Genomic DNA, 18453 nt, shown 5'->3' with positions numbered 1-18453 from the left:
TATTTTTTCCTAAACGTTAAATCTAAATTCAATAATGTCGCCATCTTGAACTTCATAATCTTTACCTTCAAGACGTAGCTTCCCCGCTTCTTTAACCTTTTGCATGGTTTCATACTGATCAAGATCAGTAAATGAAACTACTTCAGCACGAATAAATCCCCGCTCAAAATCAGAGTGAATAACGCCTGCAACTTGCGGAGCCTTCATTCCCTTATGAAAAGTCCATGCCCGTGTTTCAGGACCACCAGCCGTAAAGAAAGTCCTTAAGCCTAAAATGTGGTAGGCTGCACGGATTAAACGATCAAGACCTGACTCTGTTACGCCCTCTGCTTCTAGGAACTCAGCTTTTTCATCGTCATCCAAGCCGGCAATTTCTTCTTCGGTTGCAGCAGATATACCTAAACATTCCGCATTTTCACTTTCTGCATGTTTTTTAACCACTTGATAGTACTGGTCTTTTTCTGGGTCGGCCATTGAACTTTCAGCGATGTTCGCTACATAGATAACGGGTTTATCAGTCAGCAAGAACAAGCCCTTGACAATTTTTTGCTCATCGTCATTAAAACTGATTGAACGGACAGCCTTGCCTTCTTCTAAAACCGGCTTGATTTTTTGTAAAACATTGAACTCTGCTTTAGCCTCTTTGTCATTTTGCTGGGCAATCTTTTTTACCTTATTAATACGGCGGTTGACGGCGTCAAGATCTGCAATTGCCAATTCCAAGTTGATAGTGTTGATATCTTCTTCCGGATCTACTTTACCAGTAACAGAAGTAATATTATCATCTTCAAAGGCCCTAACAACATGGATAATAGCATCCGTTTGCCTAATATTTTCCAAGAATTTATTACCCAGACCTTCACCTTTTGAAGCGCCTTTAACTAGTCCGGCAATATCGGTAAACTCAAAAGTAGTATGAACAATTTTCTTAGCCGGAATCAGTTCCTGTATTCGAGCCAGTCTCTTGTCCGGAACTTCAACCATTCCGACATTAGGCTCAATCGTTGCAAACGGGTAGTTGGCCATTTCCGCACCCGCTTTAGTAATTGCGTTAAACAAAGTTGACTTGCCCACGTTTGGCAATCCAACAATCCCAGCAGTTAATGACATTTTTATCCTCTTTCTTTGACAAAATCAGTTATTTTCTTGATTAATATCCGGCCGTGCTATCTCTTTTTTAGGCACATAAAGCGTATTTTTAATATTAACCGGATCATTAGCCTTAGTTAAAACTTTTTTAAAATTATGCGCGAATTTTGAACGCGGCATCATTACGATATGGCCACACCCCATGCACTTTAACCTGATATCAGCCCCTAAACGCAGAACTTCCCAGTCATTAGTTTTACAAGCATGTGGCTTTTTCATCAATACCGTATCTGCCAAACCATAAGCAATTTCTTTATTCATCAAGGTCGACTCCCAGCACATCGAGTATTCTATTCAACTCTTCTGTTGAAGAGAAGCCAATTGACAAATGGCCGCTACCTTTTTTGCTGGCGGAAATATTGACAGTTGAACCCAGCTTATCAGCTAATTGATGTTCAGTAGCACGAATAAAGGGCGATTTGTGCACTGTCTTTTTGCGCGGCTTTTTAGAATTAAGATTGGCTACCAGTGCCTCAACTTTGCGTACTGGCATCCCTTCCTTAACCACCTGCTTAGCTACTTCATCAATTTTGTCCTTATTCTTTAAGCCTAAAAGCGTTCTGGCTTGTCCCATTGACAGTTCACCGTGCTGTAACAAGTGCTTAGTTTTATTAGGAAGTGTCAGAAGACGCAAATAGTTAGCAATATAAGGACGGGATTTACCCATTCTTTTTGAAACTTCTTCTTGGGTCAAGCCCAGGTTTTTTTGCAACATTTCGTATGCCTGAGCTTCTTCAAGAGGCGTTAAGTCCTCACGTTGCAGATTCTCTAAAACGGCAACTTCCATCATCTGGCTTTCGCTAAAGTCACGGACAATGGCAGGTATAGTAGTCTTTTTTGCTAGTTTTGAAGCACGAAATCTGCGCTCACCAGCAATAATTTCATAGCCTTTCACCGACTTACGCACAATAATTGGCTGAAAAACACCATTTTCTTTAATCGAATCAGCCAATTCTTTAAGAGACTTGTCATCAAAGTTTTTACGTGGTTGATAAGGATTAGGTCTGATATCGCTTAAATTTAAATCCTGAATTTCTTCTTCATTATCTTCAATTTGCGGTTCGTCTTCAAACAAGGCTTCAATCCCCCGACCTAAACCACCATGTTTTTTAGTATCTTTATTTCTTGAGTTTCTTACCATGATTCTTTAACACCTCCTTAGCTAAATCATCATAAACTTCAGCACCACGTGAATTAGGAGCATATTCAGTAATTGCTTCTCCATAACTAGGTGCTTCAGCTAACTTAGTAATTCTCGGAATAATAGTTTTATAAACCTTATCAGAAAAATAAGAACGTACTTCTTTTACTACTTCTGCACCTAAATTAGTCCGCGCATCCAGCATGGTCAGCAAAACGCCCTCAACACCTAAATCTTTATTAAAGTGTTTTTGCACTAAGCGGATCGTATTAAGCAGCTGACTAAGCCCCTCCATAGCGTAATACTCGCTTTGAACGGGAATTAAAATTGAATCAGATGCCGTAAAAGCATTGATAGATAATTGTCCTAATGAAGGCGGACAATCAATAAAAATAAAATCATAATTGTCGCTAATTGAATCTAAAGCTGACTTCAAGCGCGTTTCTCTGGCCATCATACTGATTAGTTCTGTTTCAGCTCCAGACAAATTGATAGTTGCCGGAACTAAATCCAGCCGCTTAGTTGAAGTATGGAAAATCGTATCTTTAAGGGGAACATCATTAATCAAAACGCTGTAAATATCTTGATCAATAGCAGATTTTTCAATCCCCAGGCCAGAGGTCGCATTACCCTGCGGATCAATATCGACAATTAAGACTTGATAACCGCGTTCCGCAATCGAAGCCGCTAAATTTATAGTTGTTGTCGTTTTACCGACGCCACCTTTTTGGTTAGCAACTGAAATTACACTCACCATATTTTCCATGCCTTCCTACTTTCTTTTCAATTCAATCGTAATCATATAATCATCAGGATCATTATTTTCTTTGAACTTAACCTTGATGCCAGACTGTTGAGCAAGTTTAATTGCCTTTTTAATTGTATTAATTTGTACTTTTAAGTCTTTAGGGATACGATTGGCTGCTCGTCTTGTTTGTTCTGCCTGCTCTTTTTCTTTATCCTTAACTTTTTTGCCTGCAAAATACTGGTCAACATTTTTAACGATTTTTTCGGTGTCGCTAACATTCAGGTTATTTGCAAGTATTTCATCTAAGACACGGCCCTGATCTTTCTCACTCAGTCCTACCAAGCAGCGACCATGACGTGGCGAAATTTTACCACTGGCCAAATAACTTTGTACCTTCGGTGTTAACTTTAAAAGGCGCAACTTGTTAGCAACATAAGATTGTGACTTGCCAATATTTTGGGCCAAAGTAGTTTGAGTCAGGCTATTTAGTTTCATAAGATTACTATAAGCCTGTGCTTCATCAATCGGATTTAAATCTTCCCTTTGCAGGTTTTCAATTAAAGCCAATGATGCAGCCTGGCTATCATCCATGTTATTAACTATTGCCGGTATTTTTGTCCAAGCGAGCTGCTTTGCAGCTCGCAGTCTGCGTTCACCAGCAATAATTTCATAATTGCCCTCTTTTTCACGTACAACAATTGGTTGCAGTAACCCATCTTTATCAAGGGTTGATGCCAATTCATGAATTGATTCTTCAGAAAACTGGTGCCGCGGCTGAAAAGAATTGGGTTTTATTTTACTTAGCTCAATATCCTGAATTTGTTTATTTTTAGGTATTTCTTCATGATGACGTAAAGAAGAAAATAATGACATTTTGAGTCCCCCTGTTTAATGAATTGGTTTGCGGTGCGGAGTTCCCGCCTGCCGCGGATACTTCTTAGGCGTAGCCTGCACTTTTTCTATCAGAATCAAAGTGCGCTCTTCGGTACTTCGAGGTAATTGTAATTCTTTAACTGCAATGACCTTACCACCTAAAACTTTTAAGGCTTTCTGAGCTGATTTCAGTTCGTCTTCAGCTTTTGGTCCCTTGAGAGCAATGAAATTGCCACTTTCTTTAATTAACGGCAAACAATACTCACTTAAAACGGCCATGTTAGCAACAGCACGGGCAGTCACAACATCAAATTGTTCACGATACTGTTTATTTTGCCCCACGTCTTCGGCACGGCCATGAACCAAGGTAACATTTTCTAAATTTAACTGGGTGATTAAGCCCTGTAAAAAATTCAACCGTTTGCCCAAAGAATCGACGATTGTAACCTTTAATTCAGGCAGCATAATCTTTAAAGGAATAGAAGGAAAACCGGCACCGGCACCAACATCACATAAAGTATCAGCCCCTTTTAATACTGAACCAAATGTGAAAAGAGGTGTGATACTATCCCAAAAATGCTTTAGATAGACCTCATCTTTTTCTGTTATCCGCGTAAGATTAACTTTTTTATTAGTCTCAATCAGACTGGTAAAGTATTGGTTAAATTGGTTGATTTGTTTTTCATTTAATTTAAAATTACGTTTTGATAATTCTTGGACGAACTGTTCAGGATTCATTTTTCACCCGTGAAACCTTGTTTCACACCCTTTAAATTTAACGCTAAAATTGGCTTAATGTAAAGTCAATGCATCCCTTTAATTATGAAATATTTTTCGACTGTCGTCAAAGTCTAAACGCATAAATTAAGCTATAATATCGTCAAAGGAGATAAATATGATTGTTACTTTAATTGTACTGGCTTATTTGACACTAAAAACCTACAAAGGATTTCAAACGGGCTTCACCAGATTAATTATTAATCTGATATTTGCTGCCATTGTCTTCATTACAGCTATTCTGTTTCAAAATCCTGTTGGCAATTGGCTTTACAGTCAGATCACCGGGCAAAATATTCAAACCACTTTAACTCCCGGAACTAACTTAATGCTCTTTCGTTTTTTGGCATTCTTTATCATTGTCTTTTTGGGCAAAATGGTTGTTAAGATTTTTAAAGGCTGGGTACCTAATAAAAATCCCCATGCAACTAACTTTGGCAATTTACTAGATAGTGTTTTAGGTGCTGTCGTATCTTTTTTTGCCAGTTATTTCTTCGTTTACATTATCTTGTCAATGCTTAATGCTTTGCAAAATCCGTGGTTTATCCAGCAAACTTTAGACTCATCATTTATTCGTTTCATCATTTATAACACACCTGGCTTATCCAACGGGTTGTTCAACAGTATCTTTAGTATCAGTAGAACTGCTGCCTAAATAAAATAGTCATCAGCGTTTAAACTTGTTAGTTTAGACGCTGTTTTTGTTTATCAATTAGCAAAAGTTTACTTCGATCTTTAACTAAAATAATTTGAGTAATTATGTTATATACACTTCTACTAATAATAGAAATCCACATAATTTTTTGGCATATATTTGCCATTTGTTGTAGTAAACTTGTTATGAAGGTATTTTGAATAAGAAAAATTAGGAGGATAAATTGAAAAGTAAATTAACTTTAAAGAAAATTGCAACTATTTCTGCAGCTGTTATTCTTGCAGCACCTGTTTTCAGTAACAATCTGACCAAAACAGTTAGCGCAGAAACGGAATCTCAAAATAAGCAATTAAAGCAGGACCATAATCAAGTAAATAAAGAGTCTGAGACACAAAAGCCGCAAGAAAACCAAAAGACAGACAAAGAAACAGGTAAGACCGAAACCAATGTCCCGGCTGCCGCGACCCAGAATAAAAAGCCTGCTAATGCCACTGCCAAAAAAGTCAAAACTTTCAAAGTAGCAATTGTTAAAAAGAATTATGGTATTTATCTTGATAATTTTACCAAGAAGAAGGCAGCCAAGAATTATTTTCACCAAACATTTAATGTCAATAAAAAATTTACCCACAATGGCAAAACATACTATTGGCTTAACAAAAAGGGTAAAAAATCAATTGGCTACATTAATAAAAAAGCCGTAGCTACTCCTAATCAGGCTAAAACAATTGAGAAGACGCCATATGTCAGTCAATATGTTCCTGTTAAAACCCCGTGGGGCTGTGCAGGAGCATCAATGGCAATGTTGTTAGGTTCTCAGGGACAGAAAATTACCACTAGCTTGCTTACAAAAATTCAAAATAATTTACCAATGCAACCAGTTAAAGGCGGACAAAAAGGGAATGTTTACACTGGCGTCGGCTTTGGCTACGTAATTAGCCCCGGTGCTCTAGCTAAATATGCCCGGACTTTTAAAAAGGGCAAAAAGATTATTAATATTTCCAGTAAAAAACTAACTGTTGATGATCTTAAAATGTATATTCAGGCTGGCAAGCCAGTGTTATACTATGGGTTTTCTTCATATCAAAAAGCTGGCGATTACAAGCGCAATCACTGCAAAGTTATCACCGGCTACAAGAAAGACAAGTTCTTGGTTTATGATCCCCTTTATTACTCCAAGTTTGATAAAGCGGGTACTGGTGGCAAGAACATGAATTATGATCATGGTGCAATTGCCTGGGTACCAAAGAGTGCTATTCAAGCAGAATTTTGCCATAAAGCTCTCTCGTTAAAATAATATACTTACCTTACAAATTTAAATTGTAATTAAAAAAGTGCCTTAGAGGCACTTTTTTATTACTTTTGAAAGTTATCATACTCAACGTGTTCATCGTTATAAACAAAAACTGCTCCAATGCGGTCAGGATCATCATGCCAACCAGCAACCGGCTTACCTGCAAAAAACAATCTCTTACATTCGATTTCAGCTTCAACTGAATACTTGGTAAAAGTAGTCACGCCAGCCAAATCAGTTTCAACCGGATAACCAGTTCGCGGATCAATTAAATGGTGATACTTATGACCGTCAACTTCTAGATAACGTTCGTAAGTTCCGCTGGTAACTGCAGAACATTCCGGTACCATCACCGAAGCAATATTATTGCCACGAGGCTCTTTGGGATCCTGTACTCCTACTGACCACTGACCACTAGTCCTTTTAGGTGAGTCGCCAACAAGTAAAATGTTACCACCAAGATTAATAATTCCGGCGTGAACTCCGTAAGCTCGCCAGTAATCTTTGATACGATCGGCAATCCAGCCTTTAGCAATACCGCCTAAGTCTAATTCCATGCCCTCTTTTTGCAAAAAAATGGTTTGATCAGCATCGTTTAGGTCAACTTTAAACGGATCAATCAGTGCCATTCTTTCCTTAATTTGCTCAGCAGTAGGAACGTGAGCGTTTTTAAAACCAATTGCCCATAACTTAACAACCGGGCCTATCAAAGCATTGAAGCCAAAATTTTCCCGACTTTTTTCTACCGCCAATTTAACTAAATCATAGGTACCGCTTGAAACTTGAACGGGGTGCTTACCTGCAGCATGATTAACATCCATTACTTCCGATTCATCACGATTAACTGTCAATAAGTCTTCATAATGGTCAATCAAAGTAAAGGAATCATTAATCACGCTTTTATCACGAGCACCAAAAACCTGTAAAGTGATTGCTGTACCCAAGGCATGATGCTGTCCTACTTCTTGTTCTATAGCCAAATTTTTAATCATTATTTTATCCCTAATTTTCCAAATAATTCTTTCTTATCTTCTCTTGCATTTGCTGGTCAATTCCTAACTGGTTAGCAATATAGGAATCAATTCCACCAAAATCCTCATTGATGGTAATCAGGCTGGTATCAAAATATGCATTGGCAACTGAACCCAAAATACGCATGTTAGCCCGAAACTTATCATTTTCACCGGCTTTTTTAAATCGGGCATCGCGAACTTTACGGTAATCGTTGAGCATTATATTGGAATAAAGGTAATCCTGGCGAATTGTTTCTAAATCCACGCCTAAAATGTAAAGCAGTATTACTGTGACTAATCCCGTTCTATCCTTACCTTCTGAACAATGATATAAAACTGCGCCATCAGTTGTAGCAGCAATTAAACTAACAATTTGATGAATATTATTCTGAGAAAATTGATTACTGATATGATCATGATATCTTTGACACATCATATAAAAGCCGGCATATTGATCCTTGCGGTATTGCTCAAATTCCCTGCTCATATCCAAACCCTTACCACCGGTATTATCATCAGCCGATAAGGGGAATTCATAATGAGCAACGCCCTGAATACTTTTATCAGAATTAGCTTTGCATTCTGCCGGAGAGCGTAAATCAATAATTTTAGTCAGACCATAATTAAGTAAAAACTGTTCATCTTCTGGCGTTATTTTACTTATGTTACCAGTGCGTAGTAAGCGATGAAACTTAATCTGATGTCCGTTTAAGCCAATATAGCCACCCAAATCACGCGGATTACGAACAGATTTTACAGGTAAAATGACAGGTTCAGTCATGCCAACTTCCTTTCAAAAAAATAACCGGATAGGATACCCCCTATCCGGTTATTTTACTCTCTGCCAGTTAATCTAGCAAAAGTTTATTTATGTGCTTGCTCAACAAACTTAAAGAAGTTGTCCATCATGCCATCTAATTGCTTGATGGTTGCCTCATCAGTCAATTCACCAGTTTCTTTGTTGAATTTATCTGGAGCTTGACCAATTAAAACTTCATTGCCTGGTAAAACATTTGCACTCATATCAGGTGAAAGCAAAATTTCACGCATATCTTCTTGGGCACGGCCAGTACCTTGTGAACCATATGATGCACCAGCAATAGCAACGGGCTTCATTTTCATAACGTTAGGGCCAGCGTGTGAGCCTAACCATTCAAGACTGCTCTTTAAAGCAGCAGGAATTGTATGATCATATTCTGGAGTAGTAATTACAATACCATCAGCACTCTTAACGTCTTCGATCCAAGCCTTGATAGTATCATCAGCCATTTCTGTTCTGCAGAAAGGTGTCAATTTGTCGACTTCTTTAACTTCAATATCTGCTTTATCACTATAATGCTTGGCAATAAATTGTGCTAAAAAGCGATTATATGAAAAAGGTGCATTTGTACCAACAATTGCTAATATTTTCATTCTCAGCCCTCCTATTTAGTTACTTGTGCGTACCAACTATCAACTTCATCGAAAAAGTGATCTAAGAATTTAACGGTTTCTTCATTTTTCAAGTCACCATTATCATCAAATTGAGTTGGTGCAACACCCATCATGAATTCATCACCATTGAAGACCTTAGCGCCAAAACCAGGTGCTAAAAACAGACTCTTCAAACGACTTTGTGAACGAGAAGCACCTTGTGGCATTGGTGAAGTTGAAACAATAGCAACTGGCTTACCCTTAAATGGGTGAGTTACACAAGATAACCACTCAAGCGCGCTACTTAAAGCACTGGTAACAGAGTGTTGTTGTTCAGGAGAACCAATTAATACCAAGTCGGCATCTTCAATTTCTTTACTCAAGGCTTGGACTGCTTCTGGGGCATCTTCACCTTCTTTAAACATTGGCAACCCTTTAACTGTTGTCAGCTTAAAATCATACCTGTCGGCAAAACGCTTAGAAATAAATTTAAGCAATGCCTCATTAAATGAATTTTTGGCATTTGAGCCAGATAATGCAAGGATTTTCATAAAAACCACCTTTCAGGAAACTAATTTCACTGTTAATTATAGCATATCCGTATCTTTTTAACATGTTCCTGATTTCAGATAGCTTTAATAATTTAATACTTTCGTATAGCTTATCTTGCTTACACTATGTAAGTAGTAAAAACTATTTCGGGGCTTTAACTGTATTTTTCTTCTGTCTTAAACAGAGAAACATTACTTTTCTTGCTAAGCCAATCGTTTAAAATTGCATCATTAATTTGTGCCTTTAAAACGTTGATAATTTGTGTTTGGGAAAAAGTCGCAATTTTATTAACTATTAATGAAGCAATTCCACAAGTAGTTATCCAGTTAGCAATAATAATACTTCTGATTTTTTCTGCAGAATACTTACTATCCGGATATTGCTCTTTAAATTTCTCAGTTCCAAAATCTATTAAAGTATCAGCGATTATTTCATTGCCACACTTACCTTCAACAAACATTGCTTTAAAGAGGTTCTCTTGTTCTTGGGCAAAATCAATATACGATAAATCCATGTCAATCAATGGTTCAGCAATATAGCTTTTCTGTAAAATTTTATTCTTTAAGTTGTCTGCAATTTTACGCAAAACCTCTTGGCGTAAATCGTCCATACTATCAAATTCAAGATACAAAGGCTGAGTAGAAAAATGGCCAGCCTTAGCAATGCTGCGGGCCGTTAAGCTTTCAACTCCATCCTTAACAACCATTTTATAAGCAATATTTAAGATCTTACTTTTTCCTATTTCTTTTTTTCTAGCCATTTTGATTTTTTCCTTGATTAACTTTAAACGTATTTTTTAGACCAGCTTCTAGAACTGGTATTGCCACAGGTGAAATATATTTAAGCACACAAATGTAATGAGCAGTTAATCCTCATTATTCAAAAACTCATCATAGTAAGTTGAAACCATATCACTTAATTCTTCTTTACTTAAGCCTTGAGCTGCACAAAATGAAAAGAAAGCAGCTGATAGTATATAGCCACGTTCAGAATCATCTGTTAGATTATCCGAAAAAGCCATATTAATGCTATGGTTCTGGTAGTCAGTTGTTAATTCAATAGATTTGTCTTCGGGAATATCGTTCATCATTGTACCTCTAGATAAAAAGCTTTATTTAGCAAAAATTTAGTATTACACTATTAAGCTATAGACAAAAATCCTGCCAAATAAAAACATGAAATAAAATATTTTAGTCAGTTTAACGTAGAATCCATCTCTCAATCAATTCTTCAAACAGCTTAAAAATTAATAATTTTATTTTTAATTACTTCTGTTATTTTGCTTAAAAATAACATCTTTTTTACTATTATTAAGAATAGTAAATTTAAAAGTACTTTGTCAAGGACAAAGTACTTTTTCCTAACACAAAAGAATAAAGGATTTTTCTAACTTTTAATAAGCGGTTTCAATTAATAACAATAATTAGAACTAGTTAAAAAAATTACAAACAAAAAATTACTATTGATAAAACAATTTAGTTACTTTGACATTTTTTTAAAAAACATTGCTAATAGTTATTTTATTCTTAAAAATTAACAATTAACTCTTTTGCCTGATTTTTCCATCCATCATTTCATAAATGTGATCTGCGTATTGTTCTAGTCGCGGATCATGTGTGACCAGCAAGACGGCTTTGTGATAATCTTTAGCTAATTTTTTAAACAATTGACCTACTTCAGCCACATTCTCACTGTCAAGAGAAGCGGTAGGCTCATCGGCCAGCAAAATTTGCGGGTTAGCATAAAGAGCACGGGCAATAGCTGCGCGTTGCTGTTGCCCACCTGAAAGTTCATTAGGATACTTATTAATTAAAGAATTAATTCCCAGCTGCTTGAGTAATTCTTGCAATTCGGCAGCACTGATATTGCCCTCTTTTTTTATTTTATTAACTAATTCAAATTGCTCTTTAATTTTTAGAAACGGTACTAAATTATAAGCCTGCAATACAAAGCCAAGCTGTGTTAGTCGTAAACGGTCACTTTCTCTAGTAGAAATATGCGCAATGTCCTGACCGCCAACAATAACTTTGCCCGCAGTCGGTTTTTGCAAAGAGCCGGCAATTGTTAAAAAGGTGCTTTTACCAGCCCCTGACGGGCCCATAATTAATACAACTTCACCTAGGTTTGCCTTAAAATTAATATTTTTTAGTGCGACGACTTGTGCCGCCCCTGTACCATAAATTTTTTGAACATTTTTTAATTCAATAATTGCCATGTTATTCACCTATCGCCTGTGCCGGATCTACTTTTAATATTGATCTGACTGGAATTAAACTGCCGATAATTGCAGTTACCAATAAGCCGATTGTTCCAGTCAAAATAATTTGGGGTGTAAAACTAATCGGAACAGCAGGCGGTAAAACCTTAATTGTTATCATCGTGGCTATTAATCCGATAATTAAACCTGCAAGCACTAATATCAGTGCCTGACTAATAGTCGCTTTAACCAACGTACTGCTGGGAATCCCCTGTGCACGCATAACCGCATAGTTATGCAGTTTCTGCATTGTTAAAATATAGAGAAAAACTGCAATTATAATTAATGAAATAACATATAAAAAACCAATCATTAATTCAAAAGTCATATTTTGGGCAGTGTACCCCGGGAGTTTTTTAATAAACTGGTTAATGGGGTAGGTCTTACAATTTTGATAATTATAGTTATAATCTGGATTACGAGAAACTATTGCCGCAGCCCGCAAAGTTGGCATTCCTTGGCGTAATTTTTTCCAAGACTGCAGCGTGCCATAAATAATTGGGGCAATATTGATTTTGGCATTTTTAACAAAACCAACAATGCGGTACTTTTTAGTAGATCCGTTTAGCGCTAATTTATCGCCTAACTGGTAACCCTTAGCTTTAAAAGCCTGATCGACAGTTACTTCATAATTCTTTTTTGCTTTTCTACCTGCAATCAGTTCCTGATCATGATAAATAAACTGTTCCTTTTTAATTCCGATGAACTGCGCTGAAATTTGTGGTCGCTTTGAGTTTTTGACTACTACCGGAATTTGTCCAACTAGGGCTTCATCTTTAGTTAATGCGTCCTTTTTTAAGTCACTTTTTGTTAAAATCGATTGACTCATACTGACATTAGCATTTTTGTTTAAAACTACTTTCTGTGCATTCCAAGATTCTAGTGCCTGGGTATTTTCACTGGCCAAACCTGTTGCCAGTGCTGACAAAATAAATATTAGATAGCTAATCAAAAAGATCATTAAAATAATTAAGCCGTAACGAAGTTTTTCTCTTTTTATTTCTTTAATTGCTAAAAACATTAATTTTTCCCTCTGTTTAACAATTCCAAACTTGCCTTCAAGGGCTTCATAATAGCTGCTTTTTGTTCTGGATTCTCAAGAACCATCCTAATAGCTGCATGACTAAGTACCATAGCACTCCAATTTTGCGGATCTAATGCGGACAGTATTTTTGCCGGAAAATGATGATCAAATGTATTCTCGTTATACAAAATATGCATTTTAATTAATCCTGCATATGTACTTTCTTTTGTTTCTTCCAGGAAATGAGTTACATTATCGTAATACTGCTGTGCTTGAAATTGCGGCAATATTTTCACTGGTGAATGAACAGTTTTTAGAGCTAAATCATATATATAGTGATAAGCATCATTTAAATCCGTAAAATACTTATAAAAAGCGCCACGCGCAATCCCAGTCGCCTTAACTATTCGCGCTACCTGTGCTTTTGCCAAAGGATATTGACTGAATTCTTTCAGTAATGCACTTTCAATTTTTTGCTTTTTATCCTGTGGCAAGTTAATAAAAGTCGCCTTAACCATATTCTGATTCATCTCCTCTTCTTCTCGGTGACACTGTGTCACTTAAAAAGAATAATTCACTGACGATTAATCGTCAATTATAATGCTCATTTAATTGCCGCCAGCAAAAAAGACCTCTTATTGAGGTCTATTGCTTTTTATTCTAGTGTCAAAATACGATTATAGTAGTTTACCCGCGGAATGCCACTGCGATAAGAAACTTTTGCTAACGCACAATTGTCCATAGTTTCAAAGAAGTTCATATCACCTTGCGTAAAATAATGAGCAAACATCATTCTGATAAGAGTGCCATGACAAAATACCAAAACTTTTTTAGTTAAATAGTTCTTTTTCATATCAGCTAAAAAGCTGCCGCATCTTTCATCTAATGACTCAAATGATTCACCACTAGGTGCATATTTGATGTAAGCAGCAGCGGCCTTACCCCAAGGATCAATTGCGTCAGGATATTTTTGTCCTAATTCGGAAAGAAATTCACCATCCCACTCGCCAAAATTAATTTCTGTTAACCTCTGATCAATTTTAATTTCTTTTTGTCCCTTGGTGAAAATTTTAGCGGTGGTCAAAGACCTCTTTAAGGGACTTGAAAAGACCACGTCAAAACCAGAAGGATCAAAATTGGCAGCGGCTCTTTCAGCACTTGCACGGCCAACCTCATCCAAATCATGATCATAGACTGAACCTTGAATTCGGCCAGTTTTATTTAAATCAGTTTGACCATGACGAACAAAAACAATTTCCATAATAACCTCACATTTCTATGTCGTAAATATATTCTTTTACTCTAAATTCTTCAGCGCCGCCTAAAATCATACTCTGTCCGAAATATGTAAGTATTGTCGGTGCTAATATTTGGTACAAAATTAAAGCCAAAATCATGAAAGTCCTGCAATTGCTGCGGCTTACTCAATTGCTTTTCTGCAATATAACGCACCATTTCTCCACGCGCCATTTTGGCATGTACACCAACTGTCTGCCACTGACCATTTTTCTTTTCTTGAAAATCAATGCTAATCATTTGTCTGTTATTTGCTACAAAGGGCGTAATATTGCGCGAATATTCTTTTGAAGCTAAATTAATTAACACTTGATCTTCATTAAAAAGATTATCAGCGATTGTTGAACCCCAAAATTGGTACAAGTTGGGCTGACTAAACCCCCAAACTTTATTTTTCATTTCTAAGCGGTAGGGCCATACACCGTCAAAAGGCCGTAAAACACCATACAGTCCCGATAATATCCGTACATTATCTTGTAAATAAGATAGAGCAGGAGCAGTAAACAGGTCAGCAGCCATGTATTGATATTGAATACCAGAATACGAAATAACGGCTGGAGTTAGATTATCCTTTTGGTTTAAATTAAGTTCCTTAATTTGTTTTTGACCTTCCTTGGTCGTGCGTTCACTTGACTGCCAAATTTTTTGCAATTCGTTAAAACTACACTTTTTTAAAAAAGCAGCTAATGCTTGAGCTTGGGCTAAAAACTGCGGCTGAGACTTAGCAGGAAAAGATTCGCGGTCGACTATCATCTTCATCGCTGGTGAAATAATAATTTTCATCTTTACCACCTTTTGGGTTAAACTTATTACTGATACTTACTAGAGGAGAAAAATTAATGAATCCTGATTTTGCCATCGTATTAAATTTTAAACTAAAAAATGCTAAAGGTGTAGATGCTGATTTTTTAGTAAAAACTGCACGCAATATTGGTGCTCGCGCCGTTGCTGCTGATGCATTTAAAACTGACTTTGCAAAAGCCTGCAAAAAGTATACTATTGCTTTAGTCACTACTGAACCCATTCAAGCTAACTATGAATTATCTGCCGCGAATGTGGTAGAGCAACTAGTTTCGCAGCGCAAAGCAGGACAACAAGCAATAATTGATATTCCCATCACAGATGACGGCAATTTATTGGCAGAAACTAAAGCACTGCTTACGCAAATCAATAACTGGATGCATCTTTTTGGTCATGCCTTTAATGAAGGCGAGCCGTGTCATCTTACTATCAGCAATGTTAATGAAGATAATGGCTTTGTGTTGCAAAATAGACACATGCACTTTCAGAAGTATATCTTCATCAAGGCTCCCTTGCCTGAAATAATAAAAATTCACGGCTTGACCATTGAACCCAACCGCATTGAAATGATCGCCCAAAGAACTGAACTTGATTTCACTTTTGCTGATAACCAATTGACTATCAACTTAAAAAATGCACCTAAAAGTGATTTTACCTGGCAAGTGATCAGGATTCAAGGGCATCGGCCAGAAGATGATATTAAAGAAACAAAATATTAGCAAGCGGTAAAAACCCAACTTAAAAACTGATAAATCTTTATTTTAAAATGCTAGCTGAATTTTTCTTCAAGTAGCATATTTTATAAGATTTATCAGTTTTTTAAATGAATTAGTTTTTAATATTTATCTTTGACCATAATAAGCATTAGGACCATGTTTACGATAATAATGTTTGTCAAGTAAGTACTGTGGCAGTTCAGAACTTTGATGAGTTAGTTCCAAAGTATGGAAATCTTCTTCAGCCACTACTTCCAATACTTTAGCATTATAAACGGCTTTTGCAGGTGTTTCTCCCCATGTAAAAGGACCGTGCTGACTAACTAGTGCAGCGGGAGTTGCTTCATAATCTAAATTACGCTCCTTAAAGGTACGGACAATCGTTTTACCAGTATTACCTTCATAATCTTCTTCTATTTCTTCTTTCGTCAAAGCATCTGCAGCCGGTACATCAGTATAAAAAGTATCTGCATGAGTAGTATTCAAAGCGGGAATATCCATTTTGGCTGCCGCAAAAGAAACTGCCCATGGTGAATGGGTATGAACAATTCCGCCAATTTTAGGAAAATGATTATACAGATATGTATGAGTTGGAGTATCAGAAGATGGATTCTTATCACCTTCAACAACCTCTCCTTTTAAATTAATAACTACCATGTCTTCTGGCTGTAATTCTTCATAAGGAACACCAGAAGGCTTAATAACAAATAGTCCTTTTTTTCTGTCTATTCCTGAAACATTTCCCCAAGTGAAAGTGACTAGATTCAACTTAGGTAATGACATATTTGCTTGGTAAACTTCCTTTTTCAATTTTTCCAGCATTCTTTTTCTCCTTTAATTAACCTTCTCTTGAGTTATTCCCACACACTTAAAAATATCGTCAAAAAATGCCTTCGCACTTTTCACTTCGTCAAGCGCGTTTTTATCACCATTATCTCCAGACCACATTTCAATGGTAAAACTGCCATTATAGTCTAATCTCACTAGCGTTCGAAGCAGGCCTTTAAAGTCAACACATCCCTCACCAAAAGGCACATTCTTAAATTGCCCTTTAAAAGCTGAAGTAACCATTTTACTGTCCTTTAGGTGAATTGCACAGATAGTATCAATGTATTTTTCAAGTTGTACCGGCACATCATTTTCCGGCCAGGCACTCAAGTTTCCCAAATCGGGATAAGCTTGGAGCCAAGGGCTCTTGGCTAAGTCGTGATAATGTGCAATTTTAGGTAAGCTATTTATAAAGGGATCATCCATTGTTTCAATTGACAACATAATATTTTTGCTAGCTGCCATATGAACACACTTGATCAAATTCTCAACATAATATTCCCGAGACATTGCAGACTTTTTTTCATAATAAACATCGTAACCAGCCATTTGAATGTTATGTATACCCAAATCTACACAAAGATCTATCGCCTTCTGCATCATTGATAAAGATTTTTCTCTAATCGCTGGGTCAGCTGATCCCAAAGGAAAACGTCTATGACCAGACAGCATTAAATTATTAATGCGTGTGTTTGTCTCCCACATCAAATTACGAATTTCATTTCTTTGTTCACGTGTCCAGTCTAGTCTTGCCAGTCTCTTGTCACTCTCATCAACTGAAAATTCTAAAAAATTAAAACCCAAATCATGTGTTAATTCAAAAGTTTCACGCCACGACAAGTTTTGAGGCAAAGCTTTTTCATAAATTCCTAAAGCATTAACTGTCATTTTTTCTCCTCATAATTAATAAAAAAAGGAAAAATGAACAATCGCTCATTTATCCCTTTTTAACATATAATTAACCCCAGATTTTGTTGATCTCATCCTTAAATTGTTTAGCAACAGCATGAGGATCGTCAGCTTCTCTAATTGCACGACCAGCAATGAACGTATAAACTGGAACTCCTTTAAATAGTTTCAGGATTTCGGGATGAACGCCACCAGTTACTGAAACTTTAAAGCCCATAGCAATCAAATCTTTGACGTTTTCAACATCCTGCTCTGACCATTTTTGACCTGCAAATTTAGCATCTCTACTTTGATGATAAACTACCTGGTGAATACCATGATCGAGCCATTCCTGCATTCTATCTTTATTGTCCCAACCTTCATAGAGTTCAACTTGAACTTCAATTTCCTTTTGGGCATTGCTCATAGTGGGAACAGTCGCAGCGTTAATGCATGTCATCCAGTCCGCGCCTGCATCCTTACATGATTGACCACATTTAGTTCCAGCGTCAGCGCATTTAGCATCGGCCAATAAAATTTTATCTGGTGCCATTGCACGCAAGTTTCTGACCGCACTTAATCCATCACGGTAAATAAGAATAGTTCCTGCTTCAACAACATCAATTACATCTTCTACTTTACGTAAAACTTCTATTGCCTGAGCTGTGTTGTCACTATCTAAAGCAACCTGTAATTTTGGTAAATCCATTTTTATCTCCTATTACTTCTTAAACTTTGTGGGAATATCAGAGGCATTTACTTTGTCTTCAACCTCTTTAGCTGAAATAACATTTTTTATACCAATCACTTCGCCACCTCGTTTTTTTACTTCGTCAAACATATTAATAAACGGAATTGAGGTAAATACTACGTCATAGTTGCGAGCAATACCTTTAGCTTCCGAAATGGAAGTATGATCAGCTTGCGTTATTTGATAGCCCATTTTCTCTAGCGTCTTTTTAACGGTCCGCAGTAACATTAAGCTCGTTCCTGAACCATTAGCACAGGCAGTCAAAATTTTCATATTGAAT

24 protein-coding genes are annotated in these 18453 nt (G+C 36.7%); 3 read left to right on the top strand and 21 right to left on the bottom strand.

The window, feature by feature from the left end; all coding sequences use genetic code 11:
• Positions 1–9: 9 nt before the first annotated feature.
• From ychF to rsmG, 6 genes are read right to left on the bottom strand one after another with little or no spacing between them, the layout of a single operon-like run.
• Positions 10–1110, bottom strand: a complete 1101-nt coding sequence (ychF, locus tag GYV61_RS03880; RefSeq protein ID WP_174794861.1) for a redox-regulated ATPase YchF — start codon at positions 1108–1110, stop codon at positions 10–12.
• 24 nt (positions 1111–1134) lie between these two features.
• A complete protein-coding gene (locus tag GYV61_RS03875) occupies positions 1135–1410 on the bottom strand; it encodes a DUF951 domain-containing protein (RefSeq protein ID WP_174794860.1) in 276 nt (91 codons plus the stop codon).
• On the bottom strand, positions 1403–2290 hold the full coding sequence (locus tag GYV61_RS03870) for a ParB/RepB/Spo0J family partition protein (RefSeq protein ID WP_122037229.1): 888 nt from the start codon (positions 2288–2290) through the stop codon (positions 1403–1405). The genes GYV61_RS03875 and GYV61_RS03870 overlap by 8 nt, the downstream gene beginning before the upstream one ends.
• Positions 2268–3047: a ParA family protein gene (locus tag GYV61_RS03865; RefSeq protein ID WP_110445546.1), complete on the bottom strand. Its 780-nt coding sequence runs from the start codon at positions 3045–3047 to the stop codon at positions 2268–2270. Before GYV61_RS03865 ends, GYV61_RS03870 begins: the two co-directional genes overlap by 23 nt.
• 15 nt (positions 3048–3062) lie before the next feature.
• Complete coding sequence (gene noc / locus GYV61_RS03860) at positions 3063–3911, bottom strand: nucleoid occlusion protein (protein WP_174794859.1); 849 nt, start codon at positions 3909–3911, stop codon at positions 3063–3065.
• Positions 3912–3926: 15 nt separating this feature from the next.
• Complete coding sequence (rsmG, locus tag GYV61_RS03855; RefSeq protein WP_110445544.1) at positions 3927–4649, bottom strand: 16S rRNA (guanine(527)-N(7))-methyltransferase RsmG; 723 nt, start codon at positions 4647–4649, stop codon at positions 3927–3929.
• A 157-nt stretch (positions 4650–4806) separates the two neighbouring features.
• Here rsmG and GYV61_RS03850 point away from each other — a divergent pair, with 157 nt between their 5' ends.
• Both GYV61_RS03850 and GYV61_RS09845 read left to right on the top strand, forming a co-directional pair.
• Positions 4807–5343, top strand: a complete 537-nt coding sequence (locus GYV61_RS03850) for a CvpA family protein (protein WP_046324233.1) — start codon at positions 4807–4809, stop codon at positions 5341–5343.
• 223 nt (positions 5344–5566) lie between these two features.
• Positions 5567–6637, top strand: coding sequence for a C39 family peptidase (locus tag GYV61_RS09845; protein ID WP_174794858.1), 1071 nt, complete (start codon positions 5567–5569; stop codon positions 6635–6637).
• 59 nt (positions 6638–6696) lie between these two features.
• Here GYV61_RS09845 and GYV61_RS03840 read toward each other — a convergent pair whose 3' ends face one another.
• From GYV61_RS03840 to yaaA, 11 genes are all read right to left on the bottom strand, one after another.
• Positions 6697–7626, bottom strand: a complete 930-nt coding sequence (locus GYV61_RS03840) for an FAD:protein FMN transferase (RefSeq protein WP_174794857.1) — start codon at positions 7624–7626, stop codon at positions 6697–6699.
• Positions 7627–7636: 10 nt separating this feature from the next.
• Positions 7637–8428 (bottom strand): tyrosine-protein phosphatase, encoded by a 792-nt coding sequence (locus GYV61_RS03835; RefSeq protein WP_110445540.1) that lies wholly within the window; start codon positions 8426–8428, stop codon positions 7637–7639.
• Positions 8429–8511: 83 nt separating this feature from the next.
• Positions 8512–9060 carry an NADPH-dependent FMN reductase gene (locus GYV61_RS03830; RefSeq protein ID WP_046324230.1) on the bottom strand — a complete coding sequence of 183 codons (549 nt, stop codon included), beginning with the start codon at positions 9058–9060 and terminating at the stop codon, positions 8512–8514.
• Positions 9061–9071: 11 nt separating this feature from the next.
• Complete coding sequence (locus tag GYV61_RS03825; protein WP_110445539.1) at positions 9072–9611, bottom strand: NADPH-dependent FMN reductase; 540 nt, start codon at positions 9609–9611, stop codon at positions 9072–9074.
• A 155-nt stretch (positions 9612–9766) separates the two neighbouring features.
• On the bottom strand, positions 9767–10372 hold the full coding sequence (locus GYV61_RS03820) for a TetR/AcrR family transcriptional regulator (RefSeq protein WP_174794856.1): 606 nt from the start codon (positions 10370–10372) through the stop codon (positions 9767–9769).
• A 105-nt stretch (positions 10373–10477) separates the two neighbouring features.
• Positions 10478–10699: a hypothetical protein gene (locus GYV61_RS03815; protein WP_046324227.1), complete on the bottom strand. Its 222-nt coding sequence runs from the start codon at positions 10697–10699 to the stop codon at positions 10478–10480.
• Between the two features lie 453 nt (positions 10700–11152).
• Complete coding sequence (locus tag GYV61_RS03810; RefSeq protein ID WP_174794855.1) at positions 11153–11827, bottom strand: ABC transporter ATP-binding protein; 675 nt, start codon at positions 11825–11827, stop codon at positions 11153–11155.
• Position 11828: 1 nt separating this feature from the next.
• Positions 11829–12890, bottom strand: coding sequence for an ABC transporter permease (locus GYV61_RS03805; RefSeq protein WP_174794854.1), 1062 nt, complete (start codon positions 12888–12890; stop codon positions 11829–11831).
• The gene (locus GYV61_RS03800; protein ID WP_238786744.1) at positions 12890–13423 is read right to left on the bottom strand and encodes a TetR/AcrR family transcriptional regulator; all 534 of its coding nucleotides are present in this window, start codon (positions 13421–13423) and stop codon (positions 12890–12892) included. Before GYV61_RS03800 ends, GYV61_RS03805 begins: the two co-directional genes overlap by 1 nt.
• A gap of 125 nt (positions 13424–13548) precedes the next feature.
• Positions 13549–14154, bottom strand: coding sequence for a histidine phosphatase family protein (locus tag GYV61_RS03795; protein WP_110445534.1), 606 nt, complete (start codon positions 14152–14154; stop codon positions 13549–13551).
• Positions 14155–14204: 50 nt separating this feature from the next.
• Positions 14205–14972 (bottom strand): peroxide stress protein YaaA, encoded by a 768-nt coding sequence (yaaA, locus tag GYV61_RS03790; RefSeq protein WP_110445533.1) that lies wholly within the window; start codon positions 14970–14972, stop codon positions 14205–14207.
• 56 nt (positions 14973–15028) lie between these two features.
• On the opposite strand from yaaA, the gene GYV61_RS03785 reads away from it, so the two are divergent.
• Positions 15029–15709: a hypothetical protein gene (locus tag GYV61_RS03785; protein ID WP_174794853.1), complete on the top strand. Its 681-nt coding sequence runs from the start codon at positions 15029–15031 to the stop codon at positions 15707–15709.
• A gap of 123 nt (positions 15710–15832) precedes the next feature.
• Here GYV61_RS03785 and GYV61_RS03780 read toward each other — a convergent pair whose 3' ends face one another.
• The 4 genes from GYV61_RS03780 to GYV61_RS03765 all read right to left on the bottom strand — a co-directional run bounded on the left by GYV61_RS03780 (position 15833) and on the right by GYV61_RS03765 (position 18446).
• Positions 15833–16528, bottom strand: coding sequence for an L-ribulose-5-phosphate 4-epimerase (locus GYV61_RS03780; protein ID WP_122025599.1), 696 nt, complete (start codon positions 16526–16528; stop codon positions 15833–15835).
• 12 nt (positions 16529–16540) lie between these two features.
• Positions 16541–17422 carry an L-ribulose-5-phosphate 3-epimerase gene (locus GYV61_RS03775; RefSeq protein ID WP_174794852.1) on the bottom strand — a complete coding sequence of 294 codons (882 nt, stop codon included), beginning with the start codon at positions 17420–17422 and terminating at the stop codon, positions 16541–16543.
• A gap of 70 nt (positions 17423–17492) precedes the next feature.
• The gene (locus GYV61_RS03770) at positions 17493–18131 is read right to left on the bottom strand and encodes a 3-dehydro-L-gulonate-6-phosphate decarboxylase (RefSeq protein ID WP_174794851.1); all 639 of its coding nucleotides are present in this window, start codon (positions 18129–18131) and stop codon (positions 17493–17495) included.
• Positions 18132–18143: 12 nt separating this feature from the next.
• Entirely contained in the window at positions 18144–18446 is a 303-nt protein-coding gene (locus GYV61_RS03765; protein ID WP_174794850.1) for a PTS sugar transporter subunit IIB, read from the bottom strand.
• Between the last annotated feature and the right edge of the window lie 7 nt (positions 18447–18453).

This window comes from Lactobacillus melliventris (genome assembly GCF_013346935.1).
Lineage (GTDB): Bacteria > Bacillota > Bacilli > Lactobacillales > Lactobacillaceae > Lactobacillus.
The sequence above is the reverse complement of the archived record's forward strand: the minus strand, read 5'-3'. Positions and strand labels throughout refer to the sequence as shown.

What these genes read in the sequence shown, in the direction of transcription:
- ychF (WP_174794861.1), bottom strand. Translation starts at nt 1,110, where the DNA reads ATGTCATTAACTGCTGGGATTGTTGGATTGCCAAACGTGGGCAAGTCA.
- GYV61_RS03875 (WP_174794860.1), bottom strand. Translation starts at nt 1,410, where the DNA reads ATGAATAAAGAAATTGCTTATGGTTTGGCAGATACGGTATTGATGAAA.
- GYV61_RS03870 (WP_122037229.1), bottom strand. Translation starts at nt 2,290, where the DNA reads ATGGTAAGAAACTCAAGAAATAAAGATACTAAAAAACATGGTGGTTTA.
- GYV61_RS03865 (WP_110445546.1), bottom strand. Translation starts at nt 3,047, where the DNA reads ATGGTGAGTGTAATTTCAGTTGCTAACCAAAAAGGTGGCGTCGGTAAA.
- noc (WP_174794859.1), bottom strand. Translation starts at nt 3,911, where the DNA reads ATGTCATTATTTTCTTCTTTACGTCATCATGAAGAAATACCTAAAAAT.
- rsmG (WP_110445544.1), bottom strand. Translation starts at nt 4,649, where the DNA reads ATGAATCCTGAACAGTTCGTCCAAGAATTATCAAAACGTAATTTTAAA.
- GYV61_RS03850 (WP_046324233.1), top strand. Translation starts at nt 4,807, where the DNA reads ATGATTGTTACTTTAATTGTACTGGCTTATTTGACACTAAAAACCTAC.
- GYV61_RS03840 (WP_174794857.1), bottom strand. Translation starts at nt 7,626, where the DNA reads ATGATTAAAAATTTGGCTATAGAACAAGAAGTAGGACAGCATCATGCC.
- GYV61_RS03835 (WP_110445540.1), bottom strand. Translation starts at nt 8,428, where the DNA reads ATGACTGAACCTGTCATTTTACCTGTAAAATCTGTTCGTAATCCGCGT.
- GYV61_RS03830 (WP_046324230.1), bottom strand. Translation starts at nt 9,060, where the DNA reads ATGAAAATATTAGCAATTGTTGGTACAAATGCACCTTTTTCATATAAT.
- GYV61_RS03825 (WP_110445539.1), bottom strand. Translation starts at nt 9,611, where the DNA reads ATGAAAATCCTTGCATTATCTGGCTCAAATGCCAAAAATTCATTTAAT.
- GYV61_RS03820 (WP_174794856.1), bottom strand. Translation starts at nt 10,372, where the DNA reads ATGGCTAGAAAAAAAGAAATAGGAAAAAGTAAGATCTTAAATATTGCT.
- GYV61_RS03815 (WP_046324227.1), bottom strand. Translation starts at nt 10,699, where the DNA reads ATGAACGATATTCCCGAAGACAAATCTATTGAATTAACAACTGACTAC.
- GYV61_RS03810 (WP_174794855.1), bottom strand. Translation starts at nt 11,827, where the DNA reads ATGGCAATTATTGAATTAAAAAATGTTCAAAAAATTTATGGTACAGGG.
- GYV61_RS03805 (WP_174794854.1), bottom strand. Translation starts at nt 12,890, where the DNA reads ATGTTTTTAGCAATTAAAGAAATAAAAAGAGAAAAACTTCGTTACGGC.
- GYV61_RS03800 (WP_238786744.1), bottom strand. Translation starts at nt 13,423, where the DNA reads ATGAATCAGAATATGGTTAAGGCGACTTTTATTAACTTGCCACAGGAT.
- GYV61_RS03795 (WP_110445534.1), bottom strand. Translation starts at nt 14,154, where the DNA reads ATGGAAATTGTTTTTGTTCGTCATGGTCAAACTGATTTAAATAAAACT.
- yaaA (WP_110445533.1), bottom strand. Translation starts at nt 14,972, where the DNA reads ATGAAAATTATTATTTCACCAGCGATGAAGATGATAGTCGACCGCGAA.
- GYV61_RS03785 (WP_174794853.1), top strand. Translation starts at nt 15,029, where the DNA reads ATGAATCCTGATTTTGCCATCGTATTAAATTTTAAACTAAAAAATGCT.
- GYV61_RS03780 (WP_122025599.1), bottom strand. Translation starts at nt 16,528, where the DNA reads ATGCTGGAAAAATTGAAAAAGGAAGTTTACCAAGCAAATATGTCATTA.
- GYV61_RS03775 (WP_174794852.1), bottom strand. Translation starts at nt 17,422, where the DNA reads ATGACAGTTAATGCTTTAGGAATTTATGAAAAAGCTTTGCCTCAAAAC.
- GYV61_RS03770 (WP_174794851.1), bottom strand. Translation starts at nt 18,131, where the DNA reads ATGGATTTACCAAAATTACAGGTTGCTTTAGATAGTGACAACACAGCT.
- GYV61_RS03765 (WP_174794850.1), bottom strand. Translation starts at nt 18,446, where the DNA reads ATGAAAATTTTGACTGCCTGTGCTAATGGTTCAGGAACGAGCTTAATG.